Raw genomic sequence first — 21,470 nt, forward strand, 5'->3', positions numbered from 1 at the left:
ACCGCTGAATAAAATATATTATAATAAAAAAAGGGGTTTATATGAAAATTCAAAAACTATTTGGGTTTTTGTTTTGCGGGATAATATTATTTTCGCCGGTTCAAATTATTTCACAAGATATGTCTAAAGATCAGCTTTTCATCATTCACGAAGAAATAGCAAAAGTTGATAAGTACGATCAATACGAAGAAACATCAAAAGAATGGGTCACATTGATGACAGAAGCCGGACTTGATATTCCGCGTATTCATGCATCTCAAAGGGATGATTTTCATTTTTACTATTTAATTCCTATCGCAAATTACGGTGAGTTAGATAAAATTCACGAAAAATTTACGAATGCTTATGAAAAGTTGGATAAGCAGAAATCTTCGGTATTTGAAAAGAAAAATAACGAAAGCATTGAAAGCTTTAAACAGTTTGTCGTAAAATGGTCCGCAGAACTATCATATATTCCAAAAGAACCCCACCTTAAACCAGGTGAGGGGAAGTTTATGCATTGGATGTTTTTTAATTATAAAATAGGCAATAAAGATGATGTAAAATCAATTTTGAAAGAATGGAAAGAATTATATGAAAAAAACAATATTCCATATGAATATGATGTATGGACTATTGAACTAGGAGAAAATTCTAACACATTAGTAGTTAATGAATTATACAAAGATGGGGCAGATTTTTACAATAGTATGAATGATATAAGCAGTAAAATAAAAGAAGATGAAAAGAAACTTTGGGAAAAATTTTCACAATTTATAATTAGTGTGGAAAACAAGTATGGGAGAATTCGTTCTGATTTGAGTTATATTAAGAAATAGTTATACATTAAAATTATAATAAAAAAAGCCGCAGTAATTTGCGGCTTTAATATTTTTGGGGGAATTAAAACTTTTTTATTTACTTCCGAAAAGTCCGCCCAATAAATTCATTCCTTGACTTAAAATATCACCTTCGGGAACTTTACCTTCAGGAGTTAATTTATCAACAGCTTGCGGCAGTAAATTTGTTAATTGAGATAAAACTGAATTTTGATCAATGCCTAACTTTGAAGCAATAGTTTTAATTTGATCTGATCCAAGAGCATTCTGTAATTGTTCCGGAGAAATTGCTTTGTTTGCTCCAGTGCCAATCCATGATTCAACTATATCGCCAAGTCCATTAGAAGCAAATTGACTTACCAAACCATTCAATCCGCCTTTCTGCCCTCCGATTAAATTCATTACAATTGATAAAAGATCGTTTTGTTTTCCCCCACCAAGAGCTGATTTTAACAGGTCCATTTTTATCCTTTCTTTAGTAAATATTATTGTGTAAATAAATATAAAAACTATTTAAAGATTTACATAGAAATTATTTTAAATTTCAAATGCAATAATGTTTATTTAAATTTTCATTTTAGCTCAAGATTTAATACGTTGTATCCGATAATATGCAAACAATTAATATTGTATATGCAACTATTCTGTTTTTTATTAAACTCAAATGTTTGGATTTGCAAAAAAACTATGTTAATTTAGCGTAATAGTTAATTTTTTTTATTAAATCGAATTTTGTACAACTGAAATTAAATAAGATAAAATAACCAAATAAAAGTTTGAAAAATTAAGGAAATAGATAATGGATGAAATTAAGAGAGAAAGTGCAGAAGAGTTAAATGAGATTGAAACTCGTGAATGGTTAGAATCGCTTGAATTTGTTTTACAAAATGGAGGACCGGAACGAGTAAAACAACTCTTAAATGAACTGGGTACATATGCACATCAGGCCGGTGTTGAACTTCCTTTTACAGCAAATACACCTTATATTAACACAATTCCCAAAGAAAACGAACCAGTATTTCCAGGTGGTCGCGAAATAGAAAGAAGAATCAAAAGTTTAATTCGTTGGAATGCGATGGCAATGGTTGTAAGAGCCAATAAAATTGATCCTGGTATTGGCGGACATATTTCAACTTATGCGTCTGCAGCAACTTTATATGAAATTGGTTTTAATCATTTCTTCAAAGGAAAAGATAATAATAATCAAGGTGATCAAATTTATTTTCAGGGACATGCAGCTCCGGGAATTTATGCACGAGCGTATTTAGAAGGCAGATTAGATGCGGAAAAACTGCATAACTTTAGACATGAATTAAAACCCGGCGGAGGTCTTTCATCATACCCGCATCCAAAATTATTACCTGAATTTTGGGAATTCCCAACGGTTTCAATGGGGTTAGGACCTATAATGGCAATTTACCAAGCGAGATTCAATAAATATTTAGAAAATAGAGGTTTAAAATCACCGGCAGACACTAAAGTTTGGGCATTTTTAGGTGATGGTGAAACAGATGAACCAGAAGCTTTAGGTGCAATTTCATTAGCTTCCAGAGAAAAATTAGACAACTTAATTTTTGTAATAAATTGTAATCTCCAGAGATTGGACGGACCTGTTAGAGGCAATTCAAATATTATTCAAGAACTTGAAGCAGTCTTCAGAGGTGCCGGTTGGAATGTTATTAAAGTTATTTGGGGAAGCGATTGGGATCATTTACTGGAATCAGATAAGTCAGGTCTTTTAACCAAACGGATGAATGAAATGATTGATGGTGAATCGCAAAAATATATTGTTGAAGGTGGTTCTTATATTCGAAAGCATTTCTTCGGAAAGTATCCGGAACTTTTGGAACTTGTTAAACATTATACGGATGAAGACCTTGCGAATATGAAAAGAGGCGGTCATGATCCTGAAAAAGTTTATGCCGCGTATAAAGCAGCAGTAAATACTAAAGATAGACCAACAGTAATTTTAGCTAAGACTGTTAAAGGTTATGGTTTAGGTGAAGCAGGTGAAGGCAAAAATATTACGCACTCTCAAAAAAAATTAAATGAAGACGAATTAAAAGAATTTAGAAGTAGATTCGGAATTCCATTATCTGATGATGATGTAGTAAATGCTCCATTTTACCGTCCTGAAGAAGATAGCCCGGAAATTAATTATTTAAAAAAACGTCGTCATGAATTGAATGGATACGTTCCTATAAGAATTATAAAAAATCAAAAAATTAAAACACCTTCACAAGAATTGTTTAAGGAATTTTACCAAGGAACAGATGGAAGAGAAGTTTCAACCACTATGGTTTATGTAAGAATTTTGACTAAACTATTAAAAGACAAAGAAGTTGGGAAATTAGTTGTTCCAATAGTTCCTGATGAAGCTAGAACTTTTGGTATGGAATCATTATTCAGACAAATCGGAATTTACTCAACCAGAGGACAATTATATGAACCCGTTGATAAGGATAGTTTATTGTATTATAAGGAAGCCGTTAACGGTCAAATTTTAGAAGAAGGAATTACTGAAGCAGGATCTATGTCATCGTTTATAGCTGCAGGCACTGCTTACGCAACTCATGGAATAAATATTATTCCTTTCTTTACATTTTATTCAATGTTCGGTTTCCAAAGAATTGGTGATTTTGCATGGGCCGCTGCTGATATGCAATGTAAGGGCTTTTTAATTGGCGGTACTTCCGGAAGAACAACTTTAGCAGGTGAAGGTTTACAGCATCAAGATGGACATAGCCATGTTTTTGCTCATTCAATACCAACCATAAAAGCTTATGACCCTACATTCGCTTATGAGCTTGCGGTTATTATCCGTGATGGAATCTATAGAATGTATCAGCTTCAAGAAGAATGTTATTATTACATTACCGTAATGAATGAAAATTATGCAATGCCGGCAATGCCTGAAGGTGTTGAAGATGGAATAATTAAAGGAATGTACAAATTTAAAACTTCTGAAAAAAAATCCAAATTAAAGGCTAACTTACTTGGAAGCGGTTCTATATTGAATGAGGCAATTAAAGCGCAAGAAATTCTAGAAAAAGATTACAATGTTTCAGCAGATGTTTGGAGTGTTACAAGTGCTAAAAGTTTGCATTACGATGCATTGGAAATTGAAAGATGGAATAGAATGAATCCGCTTGAAAATAAAAAGAAAAATTATATTCAACAAGTAACAGAAGGAGAAGACGGAATTTTTATTTCGGCTTCGGATTATTCGCAAATACTTACCGATTCAATTTCAAAATGGTTTCCTAATAAATTTACATCTTTGGGTACCCTTGGTTTTGGAAGAAGTGAAAGCAGAGAAGCTTTAAGAAATTTCTTTGAAGTAGATGCGAAGCATATTGTTTACACTACATTATATTCATTATTTGAAGATGGAAAAATTTCTAAAGAATTAATTACTAAAGCTGCAACTGATTTAAAGATTGATTTAAAAAAATCAAATCCAATTAAATCATAATTTTAAATAAAAAGAGTTGAAAATGGCATTAGAATTTAAATTACCAGCGCTTGGCGAAAATATTGAAAAAGCTGATATAGTAAAAGTTTTAGTTTCTAAAGGTGATAAAGTCAGCGTAGATCAAGTTTTATTGGAAATCGAAACTGATAAAGCTACAGTTGAAATCCCTTCAGAATTTGCAGGCATTGTTAAAAGTGTTAACGTAAAAGACGGCGATACAGTGAAAATAGGTGAAGTGATTTTTACTTATGAAGAAAGTGGTGAAGCAGCAGTTGAAGAAAAAATGGTGGAATTGCCCAAGCAAGAAACTAACACTGAAATTGTCCCAGATATTAAAACCAAAGAAAATAATGAAGAAAATAGATCAGGACTTATAGAATATAAAATGCCTGAACTTGGTGAAAATATTTCTTCAGCAGATATTACAAAGGTTTTAATTAATGTTGGTGATCAAATAGAAAAGGATCAAATACTTTTTGAAATTGAAACTGATAAAGCAACAGTTGAAATTCCTTCGGAATTTTCCGGCATAATTAAGGAATTAAAAGTAAAATCGGGTGATAAAGCAAAGGTTGGTGATGTTGTTTTAATTATTGAGTCTACTGAAATTAAAAAAAATGACCAAATTGCAAAACCAATAAAATCTACTGAAAATAAAATTGCTACCAGCAAATCAGTTGCTCCGGTTAAACAAAAAACAGAAATACAAGAACCGCAAAACACTTCCACAGTAGATTCAAATATTAAAAAGGAATTTCCAAATATAATTGCAGCAGCTGCACCTTCAGTTAGAAGATTTGCGCGTGAAATTGGAATTGATATTAACGAAGTAAACGGATCCGGTCCAGCAGGAAGAATTTCTGATGATGACGTTAAAAAATACGCAAAATCATTTAATGAAAAAATTAGGTCAGGTGCCGGTGGTTTATCAATTGGCTTAAAACGTGAATTACTCCCCGATTTTTCCAAATGGGGAAATATTAAAAAAGAACCGATGAGCAATGTTCGTAAAAAAACTGCCGAACATCTTTCGTATGCATGGAGTACAATTCCGCACGTAACTCAATTTGATAAAGCGGATATTACGGATTTGGAAAATTTAAGAAAATTATTTTCCAAAAAAGTCGATTCTGTTGGAGGAAAACTTACAGTTACCGCAATTTTACTTAAAGTTATAGCTTCTGGCTTAAAAGTATTTCCACAATTTAATGCAAGTGTTGATATGGACAATAAAGAAATAATTTTAAAAGATTATTTTAATATTGGAGTCGCCGTTGATACTGAAAAAGGTCTTATCGTTCCGGTTATTAAGGATGTTGATAAGAAAAATATTATTCAGCTTGCGGTTGAACTTAGTGAAATTTCTGTAAAAGCTCGTGAGAAGAAAATAACGATTGAAGATATGCAGGGAGGATGTTTTACAATAAGCAATTTGGGTGGAATAGGCGGAACAGCATTTACACCAATTGTAAATTCACCGGAAGTCGCTATTCTTGGGGTTTCAAGAGGAAATTATGAACCTGTTTATAAGGATGGAACTTTTACTCCAAGATTGATGCTTCCACTTTCATTATCTTATGATCATAGAATAATTGATGGCGCAGACGGCGCAAGATTTATTCGCTGGATCGTTAATGCGCTTGAGCAGCCTTTTATACTTAGTTTAGAAGGATAGAAATTCATAATTAAAAAGCTGAATAAAATAAAGCAGCATTAAAAGCAAAATATTGGTAAAAAATTTTGGAGAATTTTCGATGAGCAGTAAAACCCAGCTTGCCGTAATCGGCGCAGGTCCAGGAGGATACACCGCAGCTTTTCTTGCAGCTGATTTGGGAATGCAGGTTACATTAATTGATCCACGACAAAATCCCGGTGGAACATGTTTATACGTTGGATGTATCCCGTCAAAAGCTTATCTGCACGTTGCAAAATTACTAAATGAAACCAAAGAAGCCCATAAGTGGGGAATAAATTTTAACGAACCCAAAATTGAAATTGATAAAATTCGAAAATTTAAAGAAGACGTTGTTTTCCAAAATACTTCAGGGACTGGACAATTAGTCAAGCAGAGAAAAATAAATTACATTCAAGGTACTGCAAGTTTTATAAATTCCAATAACTTGTCAATTGATAAAGGTGACGGAAGCAAAGAGGAACTGCAATTTGAAAACGCGATTCTTGCAACCGGTTCTATTCCCGCAAAAATTCCTGGTCTTTCAATTGATTCATCAAAAGTAATGGACTCAACAGATGCGCTGGAACTAAAAGATATTCCCAAAAGATTATTGGTAGTAGGCGGTGGAGTTATTGGAATGGAACTTGGCTCAGTATATGCGAGTTTGGGAAGCAAAGTAACTGTTGTCGAATTGCTTCCTTCATTATTGCCCGGCGCGGATAAAGACTTGGTAAATGTTTTCCAAAAAAGTATTGAACCGAAATTTGAAAAAATACTTACTAATACAAAAGTTGCAAAGTTAGAGGATATCGGTAATGTATTAAAAGTTAAGCTTGAAGGTGAAGGATTAACCGAAACTGAATTGGAGTTTGACAAAGCTTTAATCTCAATTGGCAGATCACCGGTTACTAAAAATTTAGGAATAGAGAATACTAAGATAATTGTAAACGAAAGAGGAATTGTACAAGTAAATGAAAGAATGCAGACAAACGATCAAAATATTTATGCAATCGGGGATATTGTAAAAGGTCCAATGCTGGCACACAAAGCCTCGGCCGAAGGAAAAGTAGCTGTGGAAGCAATTGCGGGTCATAAAGTTGCATTTGAACCGGCTGCTATTCCAGGCGTAGTTTACACAGATCCTGAAGTCGCATGGGCAGGTTTAACAGAAACGGAAGCAAAAGCTAAAGGCATTAAAGTGGAAGTTGCAAGATTTCCATGGGCTGCAAGCGGACGCGCTCGTACAATGGATAGAAGCGATGGTTTAACAAAATTAATTATCGATCCGGAAACAACAAGAATATTGGGTGTTGGAATTGTTGGACCAGGAGCCGGTGAATTAATTGCTGAAGGAACGCTTGCGATTGAAATGGCGGCATTGGCAAAAGATCTTTCACTTACGATACATGCTCATCCAACATTATCGGAAACAATGATGGAAAGCGCTGAAGTTTTTTTTGGCGAAGCAACTCATTTATACAGACCGAAAAGAAAATAGCACGGCTGAAATTTATCTGGTAATTATTATCCTTATCAGGAAAAATAATTATTGGATTTGCATTGTTTTAAATTTTATTTTATTCAAATTTGGTCACTTTATTTTTGACCTAAAATCAACAGAAATTTATTTATAGATTTTGGTAATCATTTAAGAAGTTTCGTAAAAGAATTTTTACCTTAATAAAAAATTTAATTCTGTTTAATGACAAAGTCATCATTTCTAATTCTCATCATATTGGTTGTTTCAAGCCAAATATATCCGCAAAATAAAATGTTTAAGTTAAATGGCAAAGTATTAGATTCATCCGAACTTAAACCCCTGGAAAATTGTAACGTATCAATTCCGGAATTAAAAATAGGAACCAACACAAACGACAAAGGCGAGTTTTCAATTGAACTAAGGAAAGGATCCTATAAAATAATTTTCAGTTATGTCGGATTTTCTACATTTGATACAATAGCTGCAATTTTTGATAAAGATATTTATTTAACAGTTTTATTAAATTCGGAAATTATTAATAGTAAGGAAATTAACATAACTGCCAAAAGGGAACAGGCTTCCATAGTTGTGCAAAAATTAGATCAACAGAATGTGAAAAAAAATCCTACAATCAATTCCGACGTTTTACGTTCGGTTCAAATATTATCGGGTGTAACTACCAACAATGAACTAACGAGTGGTTATAATGTCCGCGGCGGAAGTTTTGACGAAAATTTAATTTACTTAAACGGTTATGAAATTTATCGTCCTTTTTTACTACGTATTGGAATTGAAGAAAGTCAAACAATAATAAATCCAAATATGGTTTATGATCTGAAATTTTACAATGGAGCATTTCCCGCTGGATTTGGTGATAAGATGTCATCTGCACTTGAAGTTAATTATAAAATTGAACAAAGTGAAAAACTTAATGGCACAGCTTACACTAGTCTTCTTAATTCAGGTTTAAATTTGAACAATAAAATAAGTGATTTTAGTTGGAGCTTAAGTACTAGGTACGCATATCCTTCAAATTTTTTAAAGAACTTACAAAATAGAGGTGATTATAAATCTTCTTATTCTGATATTCAGTTTCTGGGTAATTATAAATTATCGAATTCTGCTGATATACAATTTTTAGGTATTTATGCCGACAATAAATTTGACGTTTTACCGACAAATTGGAAAGGCGGATTTGGATATAAAACAAGAAATGACTACAGAGGAATAAGTATAAAGTCAGATGGCGAAAGAACATATTCATATTTAAATAGATTGCTTGGATTAAAGCTTCTTAAAACTTTTTCGGATAACAGCAGTATGAATTTATCTTTTTCTAACTATTGGATCTTGGAAAAAGAAAATTTTGATATATCAAGTGATATTTTTTACTTTCCAGTTTATTCCGAACCAAACAGCAATTTAGTTTATTTAAAATCAAGATTTGAAAAAGGAAATAATTTTGTTGAATTATCATCATACAGAATTAAAACCGAATACAAAAAAAGTTTTAACAATCATAATATTTATACGGGAAGCGAATATCAACTATCTCAAGTGAAAAATAAAAACTTTGAAAACTCTTATGAAGCCGGGGATTCGTTAGTAAATGAAAAACCAGTATATACGGATTATAACGGAAACTTTAATTTAAATTCATTTAATTTATTTATCGAAGATTATATTTTATTAAGTTCAAAATTAGAAGCAAATATCGGTGTTAGATATTTGAATTATAATTACAGCAATGAAAATTTAATTTCTCCGCGAGCTTACTTAACTTATAGATTATCGGAAGCAAATTCATTTAAACTCAGTTGGGGATATTATTATCAGCCTCCGTTTATAAATGAATTACGAAATACTAAATCAAATAATCTAAAATCACAAAGAGCAATTCATTATATTTTTGGCTGGGAAAGAAAAATCAGCGAAAAGAAAAAATACAATATTGAAATTTACTATAAGGATCTTTACAACTTAATTCCTTTTTATTTTGATGAATTCAGAATGTTATATGTAGAGAATAATAACCGAGAAGGTTTTGCGTACGGCTTGGATTTTATGTACGAAGGAGAAATAGTTGAAGGAATGAATAGCTGGATTGGTTACAGTTATTTAAATACTAAAGAAAGAAAAATTGGTACAAACAATTCATACCAAAGAAGATTATTCGACCAGACACATACAATCCAAATATTTTTGCAGGATAGATTTAGGAAACATAGAAATTGGCAGTCGCATTTAAGATTTTTATTCGGCTCCGGCTACTTATATTATCAAAGAAAGCTTACAACCGATGAAACTTCAGGAAGTTCTTATATTGACGTGGATTTTAATAATCCTCAAGAATATTTTTTATATTTCCGCGTCGATATGGGATTATCGGCAAAATTGGATTTAGGTAATGAGTATTATATAACACCGATTGTGGAAGTGCTTAATGTATTTAACCAATCAAACCACGGCGCGTATGAATGGATACAAATATTTAAAGATATTAAAGCGCCAATTGGAATTCCACATCTTCTTAGTCCAAGATTTTTTAATTTAAGAGTTGAACTGAGTTTTTGAACAATTAAAATTAAAAAGTGATTTTCACGTCAAACTTCAAAGCTTCCATTGTTAAGGGAGGATTTGTGTCAAACGGCCAATACATCTTTTCTTGTTTAAGAGTATAGAAAAAGTATGACAATCCGTTTTTCATTAAAAAATAAAGTATCGGAGTTAACTTTGGAACTGCTTTTATTATTACACCTTCCGTTAAAAAATCAATTCCGGTTTGTGAAAGCAATTCAATGCCAAATCCGCTAAAATGTTTCCAAGTCAAATATTGAGGGAATAAAATTTGCGCTTCGTAATTTGCACCAATATTTATTATCGAGCTGATTCGCAGATCAATTCCTGCTGTATTTGTTGTGCCGAATTTAATTTCATTATCGTAGTGGTTAATAATTTTATTTTCATCCTTCCAAAACGGATTGGGAATTTCCGTCATAATTCTTTCTGAGGGATGACTGAACTTTGATTGGTTCCAGACAAACCCTAAACTGTAGGATGGAAAAATATCAAAGTTATTTCCAAAACTGTAGCCGTAACCTTTTCTAAATCCCAAACCGAATCGCCAAATATTTGAATTGATTTTCAAATTTTGTTTGGAATTTGAGTTATAGTTCAAATATGATGAAAATAAAAAATCATCTTCAAATTCCAAAATTCTATAATTTCCCGCGGGTTTTAAATATCGTCGACCTAGTTTTATTTCGGAAATTGAAATTGGGTTAAATTCGGTTGTAAATTCCTTATGTTTCAGTTCGCCCAAACCGTATGAAACTTCAATAAAATTTTTTGAACCCGCAAACCAGCTTCCAAAGCTAAAATTCTCTTGAGGAGAGGAAGAGTATAAATTTTCCTGGGCGAAAATCAATTGAGAAGAAATAAAAAGTACAAATAGAAATTTTGAAATTACATTTCCAGACATAAAAAATCCCCAAAGATTTATAGAAAACCATTGGGGAAAGTTACAAATTTGGAAATTAAAAAATAGTGCAAAACTAATTTTTTGATTTTTTCTCTAATGTTCTGATAAGTGTATCCATCAGAACATCATTTTGAACCGGCTTTGTAAGAAAAATATCAACACCCGCATTGTACGCATTGTCTTTGTCGCGCTGAAATGCGTGAGCTGATAAGCCTACAACTGGCAGATTTTTATAATCATCCATTTGTCTAATTTCTTGTGTTAACTGCAAACCGTCTTTTTTTCCACGAAGTGAAATATCCATTAAAATAATATCGAATTTCGAATTATTTAATTTTTCGTAAAATGTATCCGACGAATCGCAAATTTCCAAATCAAATTTTCTTTTTAAAAATATTTGTAGAAATTTTTGATTTTCATAATCATCTTCAACAATAAGTAATCTTGGTTTGTTTTGTAGTTCTTCACTCATTTTGATACCAATTTTTTTTAAAATTATCGATAAATTTATTCGATTTATTACATTTTTAATAAATATTTGTCATGAAAAATTTCATCACATTTTACTATCGAATAAAAGAAATAACATTTTAGAGAAAATTACTGTCTAAAATATAATAGTATTTGGGTGATGGCAGAATACCAGACAAAAATATCAAATTTCATTCAATAATAAAAATAATTAAGAATAATTAAGAATAATTTACCACTTTATCTAATAATTAAAATTGATTTTATTTTTAAATTCTAAAATTCAGTTTTATTTGGCAATTCAATATCTTATAGTAACAAAAAAAATGAACTAATGAAAAAAGTAATATTAAAACCCGGAAGAGAAAAATCATTATTACGCAAACATCCATGGGTATTTTCCGGCGCAATAGATAAAGTAACCGAAAATCCGCAAAATGGAGAAAATATTGAGGTTTTTTCTTCTAAAAATATTTGGCTTGCAAGAGGTTCTTTTTCGGAAAAATCTCAAATTAGAGTAAGAATTTGGACTTTTAACGAATCAGATAATATAGATCAAAATTTTTTCCATAGTAAAATCAAATCAGCATTAAATTTGAGAAAATCCCAAATTAATGAAAATACTAACTCATATAGAATTATTAATTCGGAATCTGATGGAATACCCGGATTTATCTTAGATAAATATTCTGATTTTTTGGTTTGTCAATTCCTTTCCGCGGGTAGTGAGTTTTGGAAAGGCGAAATTATTGAATCCATTAAAAAAGGAATTAATCCTTTAGGAATTTATGAAAGATCAGATTCTGATGTTAGATTAAAAGAGGGACTTGAAATTAGAAACGGAAATTTATTTGGTGAAGAACCGCCGGATTTAATAGAAATATTGGAAAATGGATTAAAGATATTTGTTGACGTAAAAAAAGGGCATAAAACCGGTTTTTATCTTGATCAAAGAGAAAATAGAAACTTACTTTTAGATTATGCTGGAGACAAAAATATTTTAAATTGTTTTTCATTTTCCGGCGGATTCAGTTTATATGCTTTGAAATCGGGAGCAAAATCAGTTGTCAATATTGATTCTTCTTCTGAAGCTTTAAGTTTAATTTCAAGGAATATTGAAGCAAATTGTTTCACCGCTGAAAAAAATAAAAATATTAATGGAGATGTTTTTAAGGTTTTGCGAAAATTCCGAGATGAAAATAATTTATTTAATTTGATAATTCTCGATCCGCCAAAGTTTATTGAATCTAAAGCTAATATAGAAAAGGCTAGCAGAGGTTACAAAGATATTAACATGCTTGCTTTTAAAATTTTGGATAAAGGAGGAATACTTTTCACTTTTTCATGTTCGGGATTGATGGATCGCGAACTGTTTCAAAAAATAGTTTCAGATGCCGCGTTAGATGCCGGAAGAAATATAAAAATTATTAAATGGCTTACACAATCTGCAGATCATCCGGTTGCCGCAAATTTTCCTGAAGGTTTATATCTAAAGGGTTTAATTTGTTACGCTGAATAAAATAATTTGATTAAGGTTTGAATAATCCCGCTTCATTTACGCCAATTAGTCCGGCGGAATAAGTTCTTACATCAACTTGTAAAAGTCTTTTTTCCATATCATGAGTTAACAAATTGAATTTTCTTATCTTATCCAATTTTTGAGCAATTAATTCCATAGTATTATCTTCTGTCTGCCAATTTTGTTTGTCGAATATTTTTAAATTCAACGGCACAGTATAACCTCGTAAAGTTTTTTCCTTTGCGGTATTATAATATTGCTCAAAATAGGAAAGAACCAATTCACGTAAAGTTTTGAAAATAGGTTCACGGAACCGTAATCCAACAAAATTAGATTTCGCGATTGCGCCCCAATGGTCATTAATTTTGTACAATGCCAAAATATGATCATCGTCTCTTTGGTTCGGCAGCATATCGATTATAATTGGAGGGAAACCTATTTGACTTAAAGCAAATGCCGCAAAAACCGCTCCGTCGAAACAATGACCTACTTTTTCTTTAAAGACCCGTAACGGACATCTGTAAATTGGATCAGAGCTGTAAACAATAGAATCTAAGAACGATTGAATTTTTTCTATTGAATTTAAATTTAAGAAAATCTTCCTTTGATCTGAGTTTATTGATTTAAGAAAATTGGAATTATTTTTCATTTATTGTAAATAATAGTTTATGATTATTTCAAAACTATCATTTTCTTTGTTTTAATGAAAGAACCGGATTTTAATTGGTACAAATAAACTCCATTGGAAAGATTACTTGCGTCAAATTCAATTTTATAATTTCCCGATGTTTGTTTTTGATTTACTAATATCGCAATTTCTTTGCCTAAAATATCATAGACTTTTAATGAAACATTAGAATTTTCATCCCGAAACGGAATAATGTATTCAATTGTTGTAACAGGGTTAAACGGATTTGGGTAATTTTGTTCAAGGCTGAAATTTTGCGGTAAATTAATTTCATTATTGACATCTGTCAAAGTTAATTGTGAAAATGAAATTGATTCAGATTGATAAACTTTTTTACTCGATGAACTTTGAATATAAGCAATAATATTTAGGCTGTCCGAATTCCATCCGTTATTCAAGGTAAATTGAACAGATTTTGAAATATTTTGATTGGTATTTAATGTGAATGAATCTCCATTAATATTCGCAATTTTTCTCATTACATTTTTATGACTACTTATACCATTGTTGCCTTGATATTGCACATTTTCAACGATAACAAAATTTATTGTTAAATCAGTATCGGTGACTTCGGATAATTTTTGGATATCCGCATTAATTGTAATATCAGAAGCAGTGTGACTTCCGCTTAAATTTATTGTGAAACTGCTTTCCTCCTCCGCTAAAGCATTTAAACTTGCCTCCCAACTGTTATAACTATTTCCTACATGAGAGCCGTTAAAAAATGCCTGAGGAGTTGAAGAATAAGGTCCGTATAAAATGTTTTTGGCGTCGGCATCTGAAGTGCTTGCCTGATAAATCTGATCAGTGGAATATGGATAAACCATATGGTAATATATAAATTCTATTTTATCCCCGTTCCCATCCTTTATGTATTTATCTATTGCCGAATGTGCGGGCGGACAAAGCGGGCAATGTGAATTTGTAAATATTTCAACAAGAACTTTTCTATTGCTTGCCGAACTTGTAATACTAAAAAATAAACATGCTAATAAAAATAATTTTTCTAGTTTCATTTTCACCTCATCATATATTTGTTTGAAGCATTACTCTTAAACCTTCGAATGGAAGCAGATATCTGCAAATTCCATTAGTACAAACCTGACCGCCTCTTTCTTTGCCGTAAGAAATAGTAATTAAATTTGCACCGGAAATTCTATATCCAAGCTCTGTAACCAGCCAATCTTTTCTTCTTGAGATATCATATTTGTTGTTAGTAAACTCATATCTTAATGCAAATGTTAAATTTCTGTAAAACGAGTTTAGCATTGAGAAATAATTATTGTTGAAGTTATTCTGACCCGAATTATAATTATCATTAACATTTTCAAATTCATATTGAATTATATAAGAATAATTGTTTGAAACCGTATGCTGAAACTGAAACGGAAAAACTAATGATTTAATAATATGATTCGCGCTTCCGCCGCTGAAATAATTAAAGGTTGTTTTTTCTCTCCGGGCAATTCCAAATCGAAGTTCAGTTTCTAGATTAAAATAATATTCACCTTCAAGAAACAACTCATAGTAAGGCGAGTATTCGCCTTTCAAAGTAGGTAAATAATTTTTATTTCTAATTATTTTTTCAAAATTAAATTGATCATTAAAAGAATAAGTGTTGTGTTTGCTGGCTAAACTGTAGTTAAAACTTAAATTCAATTCATCATTAACAGCATAATTCAAATCAATTTGAAATCCGACTTCATCATTAAAGTCAACCATGTGAAGAGATCTTGAAAGAAAAACATAACTATGTTCTTTCATAACTATTGGCGGATTTTGGAATGGTAAAAATTTTGAAGTTCGTGTTTCGTCATTTTGCAAATATGGGTTTTGAAGGTCGAATTTATAATTTTTATATTCAATTGTAATTCCAAAAGAATTTTCAGCGAATGAAAATGAAGAATAAATTCCGTTTCCGACTGATGTTTTATTTAATTCTGCGGTTCTTGTCCATTTGTTTGCCATATTGAAAAAAAAACTAAATTGATCTAAGTTTAAGTCTATATAAAATTCCGGTAGTTCAGTTTTTGAATTTACATTGGATTCATCAATCTGCGGAATTTTGGATTTTGCATTTATGAATGAAACACCTAAACTGAGCGGATTAATAATTCTGTATTCTAAATTTCCTCCGCGTAAATCATAATTTTCATATCTGGTAACAGTTATTGAATCTCTAAAATCAATTGAACCGACTATTAAGGAAGCTTTTAAATTTTCTATTTTATAAGACATTTTTATCCCGTCCATCCATGTATCGTAAGCAAGTCCTCTGTTCTCGAACAGATTTAACGCTAAACCGCGTCCGTATAATTCGGATGAATTTCCCGCCCTAACATAAAACTGATTATCATCATATTCTACAAATCTGCGTTTTATTCCTTTAAATCTATCGCCGATTTCGGGCGGATCATCATATAGCAAACGAAAACCCATATTAATATTTTTAGGCAAACCTAATCTTACATCCGTCAAATTTTCTAAATAATCAAAATTATATTTAGTGCTGCCCAATAATTGCTTGCCGTTTCCATATCTTAATAAATTTGAAACTGACGGCTGTATTTGTCCGACTAAGAAATTTGGGAAAAATATTATAAGAAAAATTATAATAATTGGGTTTTTCACTGTTTAATTTCCAATACTGTTTTTATTTCCTTTTCCAATGCTACTTCATCTCCGGGTAAATATCCAATATGTGTAAAAACAACATTGCCGTTTTTATCAAAAAGAACATTTAGCGGAATTGACTGTCCATTGAATTTTTGAAATATTTCTTGATTGGGATCAGTTATAACAGGGTAATTTATTTTGTGTGAGGAAACAAATGCTTTTACTTTGGCAAGACTTCTTGGCGAATCCTGATTTACTCCAAGAATTGTTAAACCATTTTCTTTGTATTTTAAGAAAATTGCGTCTAAGTGTTTCATTTCAGATCTGCATGGCTTGCACCAAAGTGCCCAAAAATTTACTAATACGGGTCCGTTTTGTAAAATTTCGGAAAAAGTTATTTCTTTATTATCAATAGTTTCACTTTTAAAATCATAATTTGATTGCGCCGAAATTTTAATGTTAAAAATTATGAGTAACAATAAAAACTTTATAAAATTCATTTCACTCCAAAATAAATATTAAGATAAATTATCTTTTTACGATATAAAATGCAAAAAAAAGTGGATGGCAAAAAATGATCTCACAATTTTAATTCATGTTCATTTTAATAAAATCATTTTTTTTGTTTGAAGGAATGAACCGGATTTTAATTGGTACAAATAAACTCCGCTTGAAAGTTTACTCGCGTCAAATTCAACTTTATAAATACCGGACTTTTGTTTTTGATTTACCAATGTTATAACTTCTCTGCCTAAAAGATCAAAAACTTTAAGCTGTAGAAGCGGGATATTTCCAGTCTTTAAATTTGGTATTGCATATTCAATTACTGTTGTTGGATTAAATGGATTCGGATAATTTTGTGATAAAGAAAATGATGTTGGCAGTATATTTTCTTCATTTATGTTTGTTATAATTTTATTGCTGTCATTTGGAGTCGGAACATTTATGAATTTCCAATTATCAGTGCCGTCAGGATATCTTCCGTATGAAATGTTGGTGCTTTGTGTTCTATATGTCAATGAATCGACAAATACTGTATCATTATCAATTACCTGAACAAGACCAATTTGCTCTCCGCTTTTATCAAGTTTAAAATTCAAGTGTAAAATTCCTTGACCAGCTTGTTCATCTGCCCAAAGTAAAATATGTTTTTTAGCGGGGATAGTCGTTGTTTCAGATGAGTTAAACGATATTTGTAATTTACATGGATTGTTAAAATTATCGGTAATATACATTCCGGCAATATTCATCGGAAAATCATTATTATTAAAAATTTCTATCCAATCATCAAATTCATTATTTTCATCTTTCGTTAAACTATCATTGCTCGTCAAAAATTCATTTATAAAAATATTTTCAAAAATAACAGAGTTATTGGATTTCCCAGGTGTTCCTCCGTTTTTCCCGCTGCCTTTCCAGTTTTGAGCGGACATATTTTCAAAGGAAGTATTCTGCAGTTCCAGCGAAGGACCTTTTCCGTTTGCTTCTTCGGGCCACCAAAATTTTCCATCATAATTAACAAAATCAATAACATAATCCTTGTTATCCCAAAGCAAAACATTACCTAATGAATTCTTTAAATCACCGCTCTGCCATTGAAAAACTTTGTAATTATTTCCTTCGTAAAGATTTTTATTTTTTGCGATAATAAAATATTCGCCGGAAGCAATTGGTGTATTTTCAAACGTATAATTTATATCGCCGGAAATTTTGAAATTATTAAGATTTAACGAAAATTTACTTCTGTTATAGACCTCTAAAAATTTGTGATCATCTCCGTTAATAGGATTATATTGAATTTCATTTATAATTAAATCTATTTGCCTGTTCTGATCAAACGGATGAGCTCCAATATCAGAAATACTTCCGTCAGGATCATATGCTGAGTTCGGATCTCCAGAATTAATTGCCGGGGAATTGATCGATAAAAACAAATCATTAATAAATTTCGGATCGGCATTTAAATTATTTGTGCCGGTTAAAATTTCCGTGTTTGAGAGAGAAAATGAAATATTTATTTCGGATATTTCATCAACTAAAATTGAAGAAGTTTTGCTGTCGGCAATTATGCAATTAATAACATCGGCAGTTCCTCCGCCTTCACCAATATTTTTTTCAAAGCAAGCAATTCCATATTGATTTCCATAAAATGTATTATTTTGAATATAGCCGTATGAATTATGATCTTTTATCCCAACGCCCATTCCGCAATTTGCAATAACATTATTTTTAATTATTCCGGAAGATCCGTTGCCTATTGATACTCCTTTATCATTTATGTTATAAATTATATTATTCTCAATCAAAATATTTTTCGCGCCTTCACCCAAATCAATCGCGTCGCTGTTGAAACCGTAGACATTATAAATTTTATTGTTTCGTATTAATCCCGAACTAATTTCATCAAAGTCTATTCCATCCGAATCAAATTGATCATTTCCAATTAATTCACAATTCTCCACTGACGCGTAAGTTGCTTTTTTAATGTTTATCAGATCACCGGAATATTCTGTATAGAGCTTGGAATTTTTTATAGTAATATTTCCATATTGAGAAAATATCGGCGCTTGAACATTATCAACGGTTATGCCTTCAAAATGAACATTAGAATTAAAAGTAGAAATTGCCGCTCTGTCTCTGGAATAGTCAAATCCCTTTGTCGCTCCAATTATTTTAAGATTTTTAATTATTGATGAATCGGTTGAATTGACAATACACAAAGCGCCCCATAATTTTGAACTTTCGTTTGGTTTAATAATAACCGGATTTTCTTCAGTTCCGTTTATTATTAAATTTCCGTTCACTAAAATTTTGGAATTATCAAGCAGTAATATTTCTACGCCGCTTTCAATTGAAAGAGTTACGTTTGAATCAACAACGATATTTCCCAAAGCATAATAAGGAGAATTGGAAAAAGTCAACGTGGTATTGACTGAAATTAAATTCTCAATAGTATTTACAGTAAAGGACTCAAACTCGGCGGAGACATTTAATGTGTCACTTGTTAATAAAATTGATATTGGATTTTGTTCGGCAATTTCCGTAGGTACACCTATCCATTTTACAAATTTGTAACCAACATTAGGAACTGCTTTTAATTCAATTGGAATATCTTTGAAGAAAGTATTTGAAGAATTATGCCCAATACTTTCAACATCATTTATTTGAACACTTCCCGAAAATTCATTATTAAATTTTAAGTTTACGATTGCTGTGCCGGATAAATTAAAATAATCAATAATATGCTGACGTTGAAAACCTTGACGCTTTTGCGCAAACTCTTTCATTACATTTACATTATTCAACCATTCGCTAAAGTTTTGAATAGGATTTCCATAATAAAACTCGCCGTTTCTCCAACGGTTTATGTGGCGAGACATTTCCGGCGCGATAACATTTTGTAATTCATTTATCTTTGAAAGAACAGTATCCTGATGAAAAATTGAATTTAGGTAACTTGAAAATCTTTGGATAAATTTTATTTTAAACTCATTATTCGATAATAATTTTCGGAAGATCAAAGTTGACCAAAGCGGTGGAGTAAATTCATTATTAATTTTATTTGAAGTTGCCAATTTGAGAGAATTATTCGCATAGCCAATTGATCTTTGGTTTTGCATGCCGAAACCAAAATCAAGATCATGCAGAATCCATCTCCATTTTGCTCCATCCTTTTTCTCTCTCCACATTCTCATGTTTTGTTCTGGCCAGAAAACATTATCATAAAATATTTCACTAATTTGGTAATTGATATATTCATCAATATCCATCCAATTTTTAATAGTGTTGTAATTTTGTTCAACAGTTAAATCGGAATTTTCAATAAATGAGTAAAATGAATTATAATTCTCCGCGTCACCTTCCATTATTTCCGGAACTGATGTACCGTTGTATTCGAGCAAATCAATATTATCCGGATTTACATTATGAAGCGCGAATAAATAATTATTGTCAATTTTTTCTCTAATGTTATAAATTCCCCAATAATTGCCGTTTATAAAAACAATTGATGGTTTATAGGCTTGGCAATCAATATCTATTTTGTTTATAAGTAAACTGTGCTGAAGTGCATCTCTAAAAAATGTATTTCTATTATCCGGCACTCCGGAATTTCTTAAATAAATGGAATTAAAAATTATGTTATTTCTTTCCTTAAAGATTTTATAATCAATTTCTTCCGATCCGTATTTGCTATCGGCAGAAATTGTGAATGATTTTTGAGGATAGAATAATGAAGCTTGTCCGGTTAATCTTAAACCGGCATTTAAATTAAATCCCATATTCCCGTTTGGCTCAATTAATTCGATGCTTATAGGAATTTCTCTTTCCTTAAAGTTATTATTATATATTCCAAATGAATTATTGAATAAATTATTAGGCGCTGTTGATAATGAAATTATAGGTATACTAAAAGTATCATTTATAAAATATGATTTTGAGATTATGTTACTCGGAAGGTTATTTGGATTATAAGCTCTAACTTTTAAAACTGTATTTTTATCAATAATAATTGGATTAGTATAATCAGTAGAACTGCTAATTGGATCTGAGCCATCAAGCGTATATTTTATTACAGCATTTATATTTGGAGAAGTTACAGTGATATTTTGAGCTGAATTATAAACTCCGCTTTCCAAAGATATTGTTGGTTCCGCGGAATAATTTGTATTTAATATTCCTTCAGTTGTATTGGAAGAATTTGGAGTAGGTTCGCCAAAATAAAACCAATTAGAAGAACCATCGGGTTTTCTGCCCATAGAGACATTTTGTAATTGCAGATTAAAAGTGATAGAATCTACAACTAAAGTATCTGGATTAAATATCCCAATTTCTTCATTGGATCTGCCGAGTTTAAAATTAAGATGATAATATTTCGTCGTAAAATAATCAAAAGGATAATAGTTTCTTTTGTACGTTTGTCCGGGAAAGTTATCAAATCCATCAGCCCAAAATCGCAAAAATCCTTTTGCATTTATAACTGTTTCAGCAGGAATTTTCCAACGAGTAGGATTTTTAAGATCATCAGTTAAATAATATCCTGTAAGATCAACATCGTAATTTTCATCATTATAAATTTCTATCCAATCCGAATAATCATCAAAGTCAACAATATCCGCGTCAATAGAAACATTTGAAGCTAAAAATTCGTTGATAAATATTTTCGGAATTTGCTGAGCATAAATTATGTGATTTAAAATAAAAGCAAATAAAAAGTATAATAGATATTTAATCGATAAGTTCATTTAC

General features: G+C 31.1%; 14 protein-coding genes. 6 read left to right on the forward strand and 8 right to left on the reverse strand.

From position 1 onward, the window contains the following. Positions 1–41: 41 nt before the first annotated feature. Positions 42–818, forward strand: coding sequence for a hypothetical protein (locus IPK06_01325; protein ID MBK7978657.1), 777 nt, complete (start codon positions 42–44; stop codon positions 816–818). Positions 819–893: 75 nt separating this feature from the next. On the opposite strand, the gene IPK06_01330 is transcribed toward IPK06_01325, so the two are convergent. Next, entirely contained in the window at positions 894–1,280 is a 387-nt protein-coding gene (locus IPK06_01330; protein MBK7978658.1) for a DUF937 domain-containing protein, read from the reverse strand. Between the two features lie 337 nt (positions 1,281–1,617). On the opposite strand from IPK06_01330, the gene aceE reads away from it, so the two are divergent. The 4 genes from aceE (at position 1,618) to IPK06_01350 (ending at position 10,022) form a co-directional block, all read left to right on the forward strand. Further along, positions 1,618–4,293 (forward strand): pyruvate dehydrogenase (acetyl-transferring), homodimeric type, encoded by a 2,676-nt coding sequence (gene aceE / locus IPK06_01335; GenBank protein ID MBK7978659.1) that lies wholly within the window; start codon positions 1,618–1,620, stop codon positions 4,291–4,293. Positions 4,294–4,315: 22 nt separating this feature from the next. Beyond that, positions 4,316–5,968, forward strand: a complete 1,653-nt coding sequence (locus IPK06_01340) for a dihydrolipoyllysine-residue acetyltransferase (protein ID MBK7978660.1) — start codon at positions 4,316–4,318, stop codon at positions 5,966–5,968. Positions 5,969–6,047: 79 nt separating this feature from the next. Next, positions 6,048–7,466, forward strand: coding sequence for a dihydrolipoyl dehydrogenase (gene lpdA / locus IPK06_01345; protein MBK7978661.1), 1,419 nt, complete (start codon positions 6,048–6,050; stop codon positions 7,464–7,466). Between the two features lie 273 nt (positions 7,467–7,739). After that, the gene (locus IPK06_01350; protein ID MBK7978662.1) at positions 7,740–10,022 is read left to right on the forward strand and encodes a TonB-dependent receptor; all 2,283 of its coding nucleotides are present in this window, start codon (positions 7,740–7,742) and stop codon (positions 10,020–10,022) included. A gap of 10 nt (positions 10,023–10,032) precedes the next feature. On the opposite strand, the gene IPK06_01355 is transcribed toward IPK06_01350, so the two are convergent. Then, positions 10,033–10,929, reverse strand: a complete 897-nt coding sequence (locus IPK06_01355; GenBank protein ID MBK7978663.1) for a hypothetical protein — start codon at positions 10,927–10,929, stop codon at positions 10,033–10,035. 73 nt (positions 10,930–11,002) lie between these two features. Beyond that, a complete protein-coding gene (locus IPK06_01360) occupies positions 11,003–11,401 on the reverse strand; it encodes a response regulator (protein ID MBK7978664.1) in 399 nt (132 codons plus the stop codon). Positions 11,402–11,734: 333 nt separating this feature from the next. Here IPK06_01360 and IPK06_01365 point away from each other — a divergent pair, with 333 nt between their 5' ends. Further along, positions 11,735–12,919, forward strand: coding sequence for a class I SAM-dependent methyltransferase (locus IPK06_01365; protein ID MBK7978665.1), 1,185 nt, complete (start codon positions 11,735–11,737; stop codon positions 12,917–12,919). Between the two features lie 10 nt (positions 12,920–12,929). Here the strand turns inward: IPK06_01365 and IPK06_01370 are convergent, their stop codons facing one another. From IPK06_01370 to IPK06_01390, 5 genes are all read right to left on the reverse strand, one after another. Beyond that, the gene (locus tag IPK06_01370; GenBank protein ID MBK7978666.1) at positions 12,930–13,568 is read right to left on the reverse strand and encodes a hypothetical protein; all 639 of its coding nucleotides are present in this window, start codon (positions 13,566–13,568) and stop codon (positions 12,930–12,932) included. A gap of 23 nt (positions 13,569–13,591) precedes the next feature. After that, positions 13,592–14,623 carry a T9SS type A sorting domain-containing protein gene (locus tag IPK06_01375; protein MBK7978667.1) on the reverse strand — a complete coding sequence of 344 codons (1,032 nt, stop codon included), beginning with the start codon at positions 14,621–14,623 and terminating at the stop codon, positions 13,592–13,594. A 10-nt stretch (positions 14,624–14,633) separates the two neighbouring features. Next, positions 14,634–16,238 (reverse strand): hypothetical protein, encoded by a 1,605-nt coding sequence (locus IPK06_01380; protein MBK7978668.1) that lies wholly within the window; start codon positions 16,236–16,238, stop codon positions 14,634–14,636. Further along, positions 16,235–16,723, reverse strand: a complete 489-nt coding sequence (locus tag IPK06_01385) for a TlpA family protein disulfide reductase (protein MBK7978669.1) — start codon at positions 16,721–16,723, stop codon at positions 16,235–16,237. Before IPK06_01385 ends, IPK06_01380 begins: the two co-directional genes overlap by 4 nt. A gap of 99 nt (positions 16,724–16,822) precedes the next feature. Beyond that, positions 16,823–21,466, reverse strand: a complete 4,644-nt coding sequence (locus IPK06_01390) for a CotH kinase family protein (GenBank protein MBK7978670.1) — start codon at positions 21,464–21,466, stop codon at positions 16,823–16,825. Between the last annotated feature and the right edge of the window lie 4 nt (positions 21,467–21,470).

The organism is Ignavibacteriota bacterium (assembly GCA_016713565.1).
In the GTDB taxonomy this organism is placed as follows: Bacteria; Bacteroidota; Ignavibacteria; order Ignavibacteriales; family Melioribacteraceae.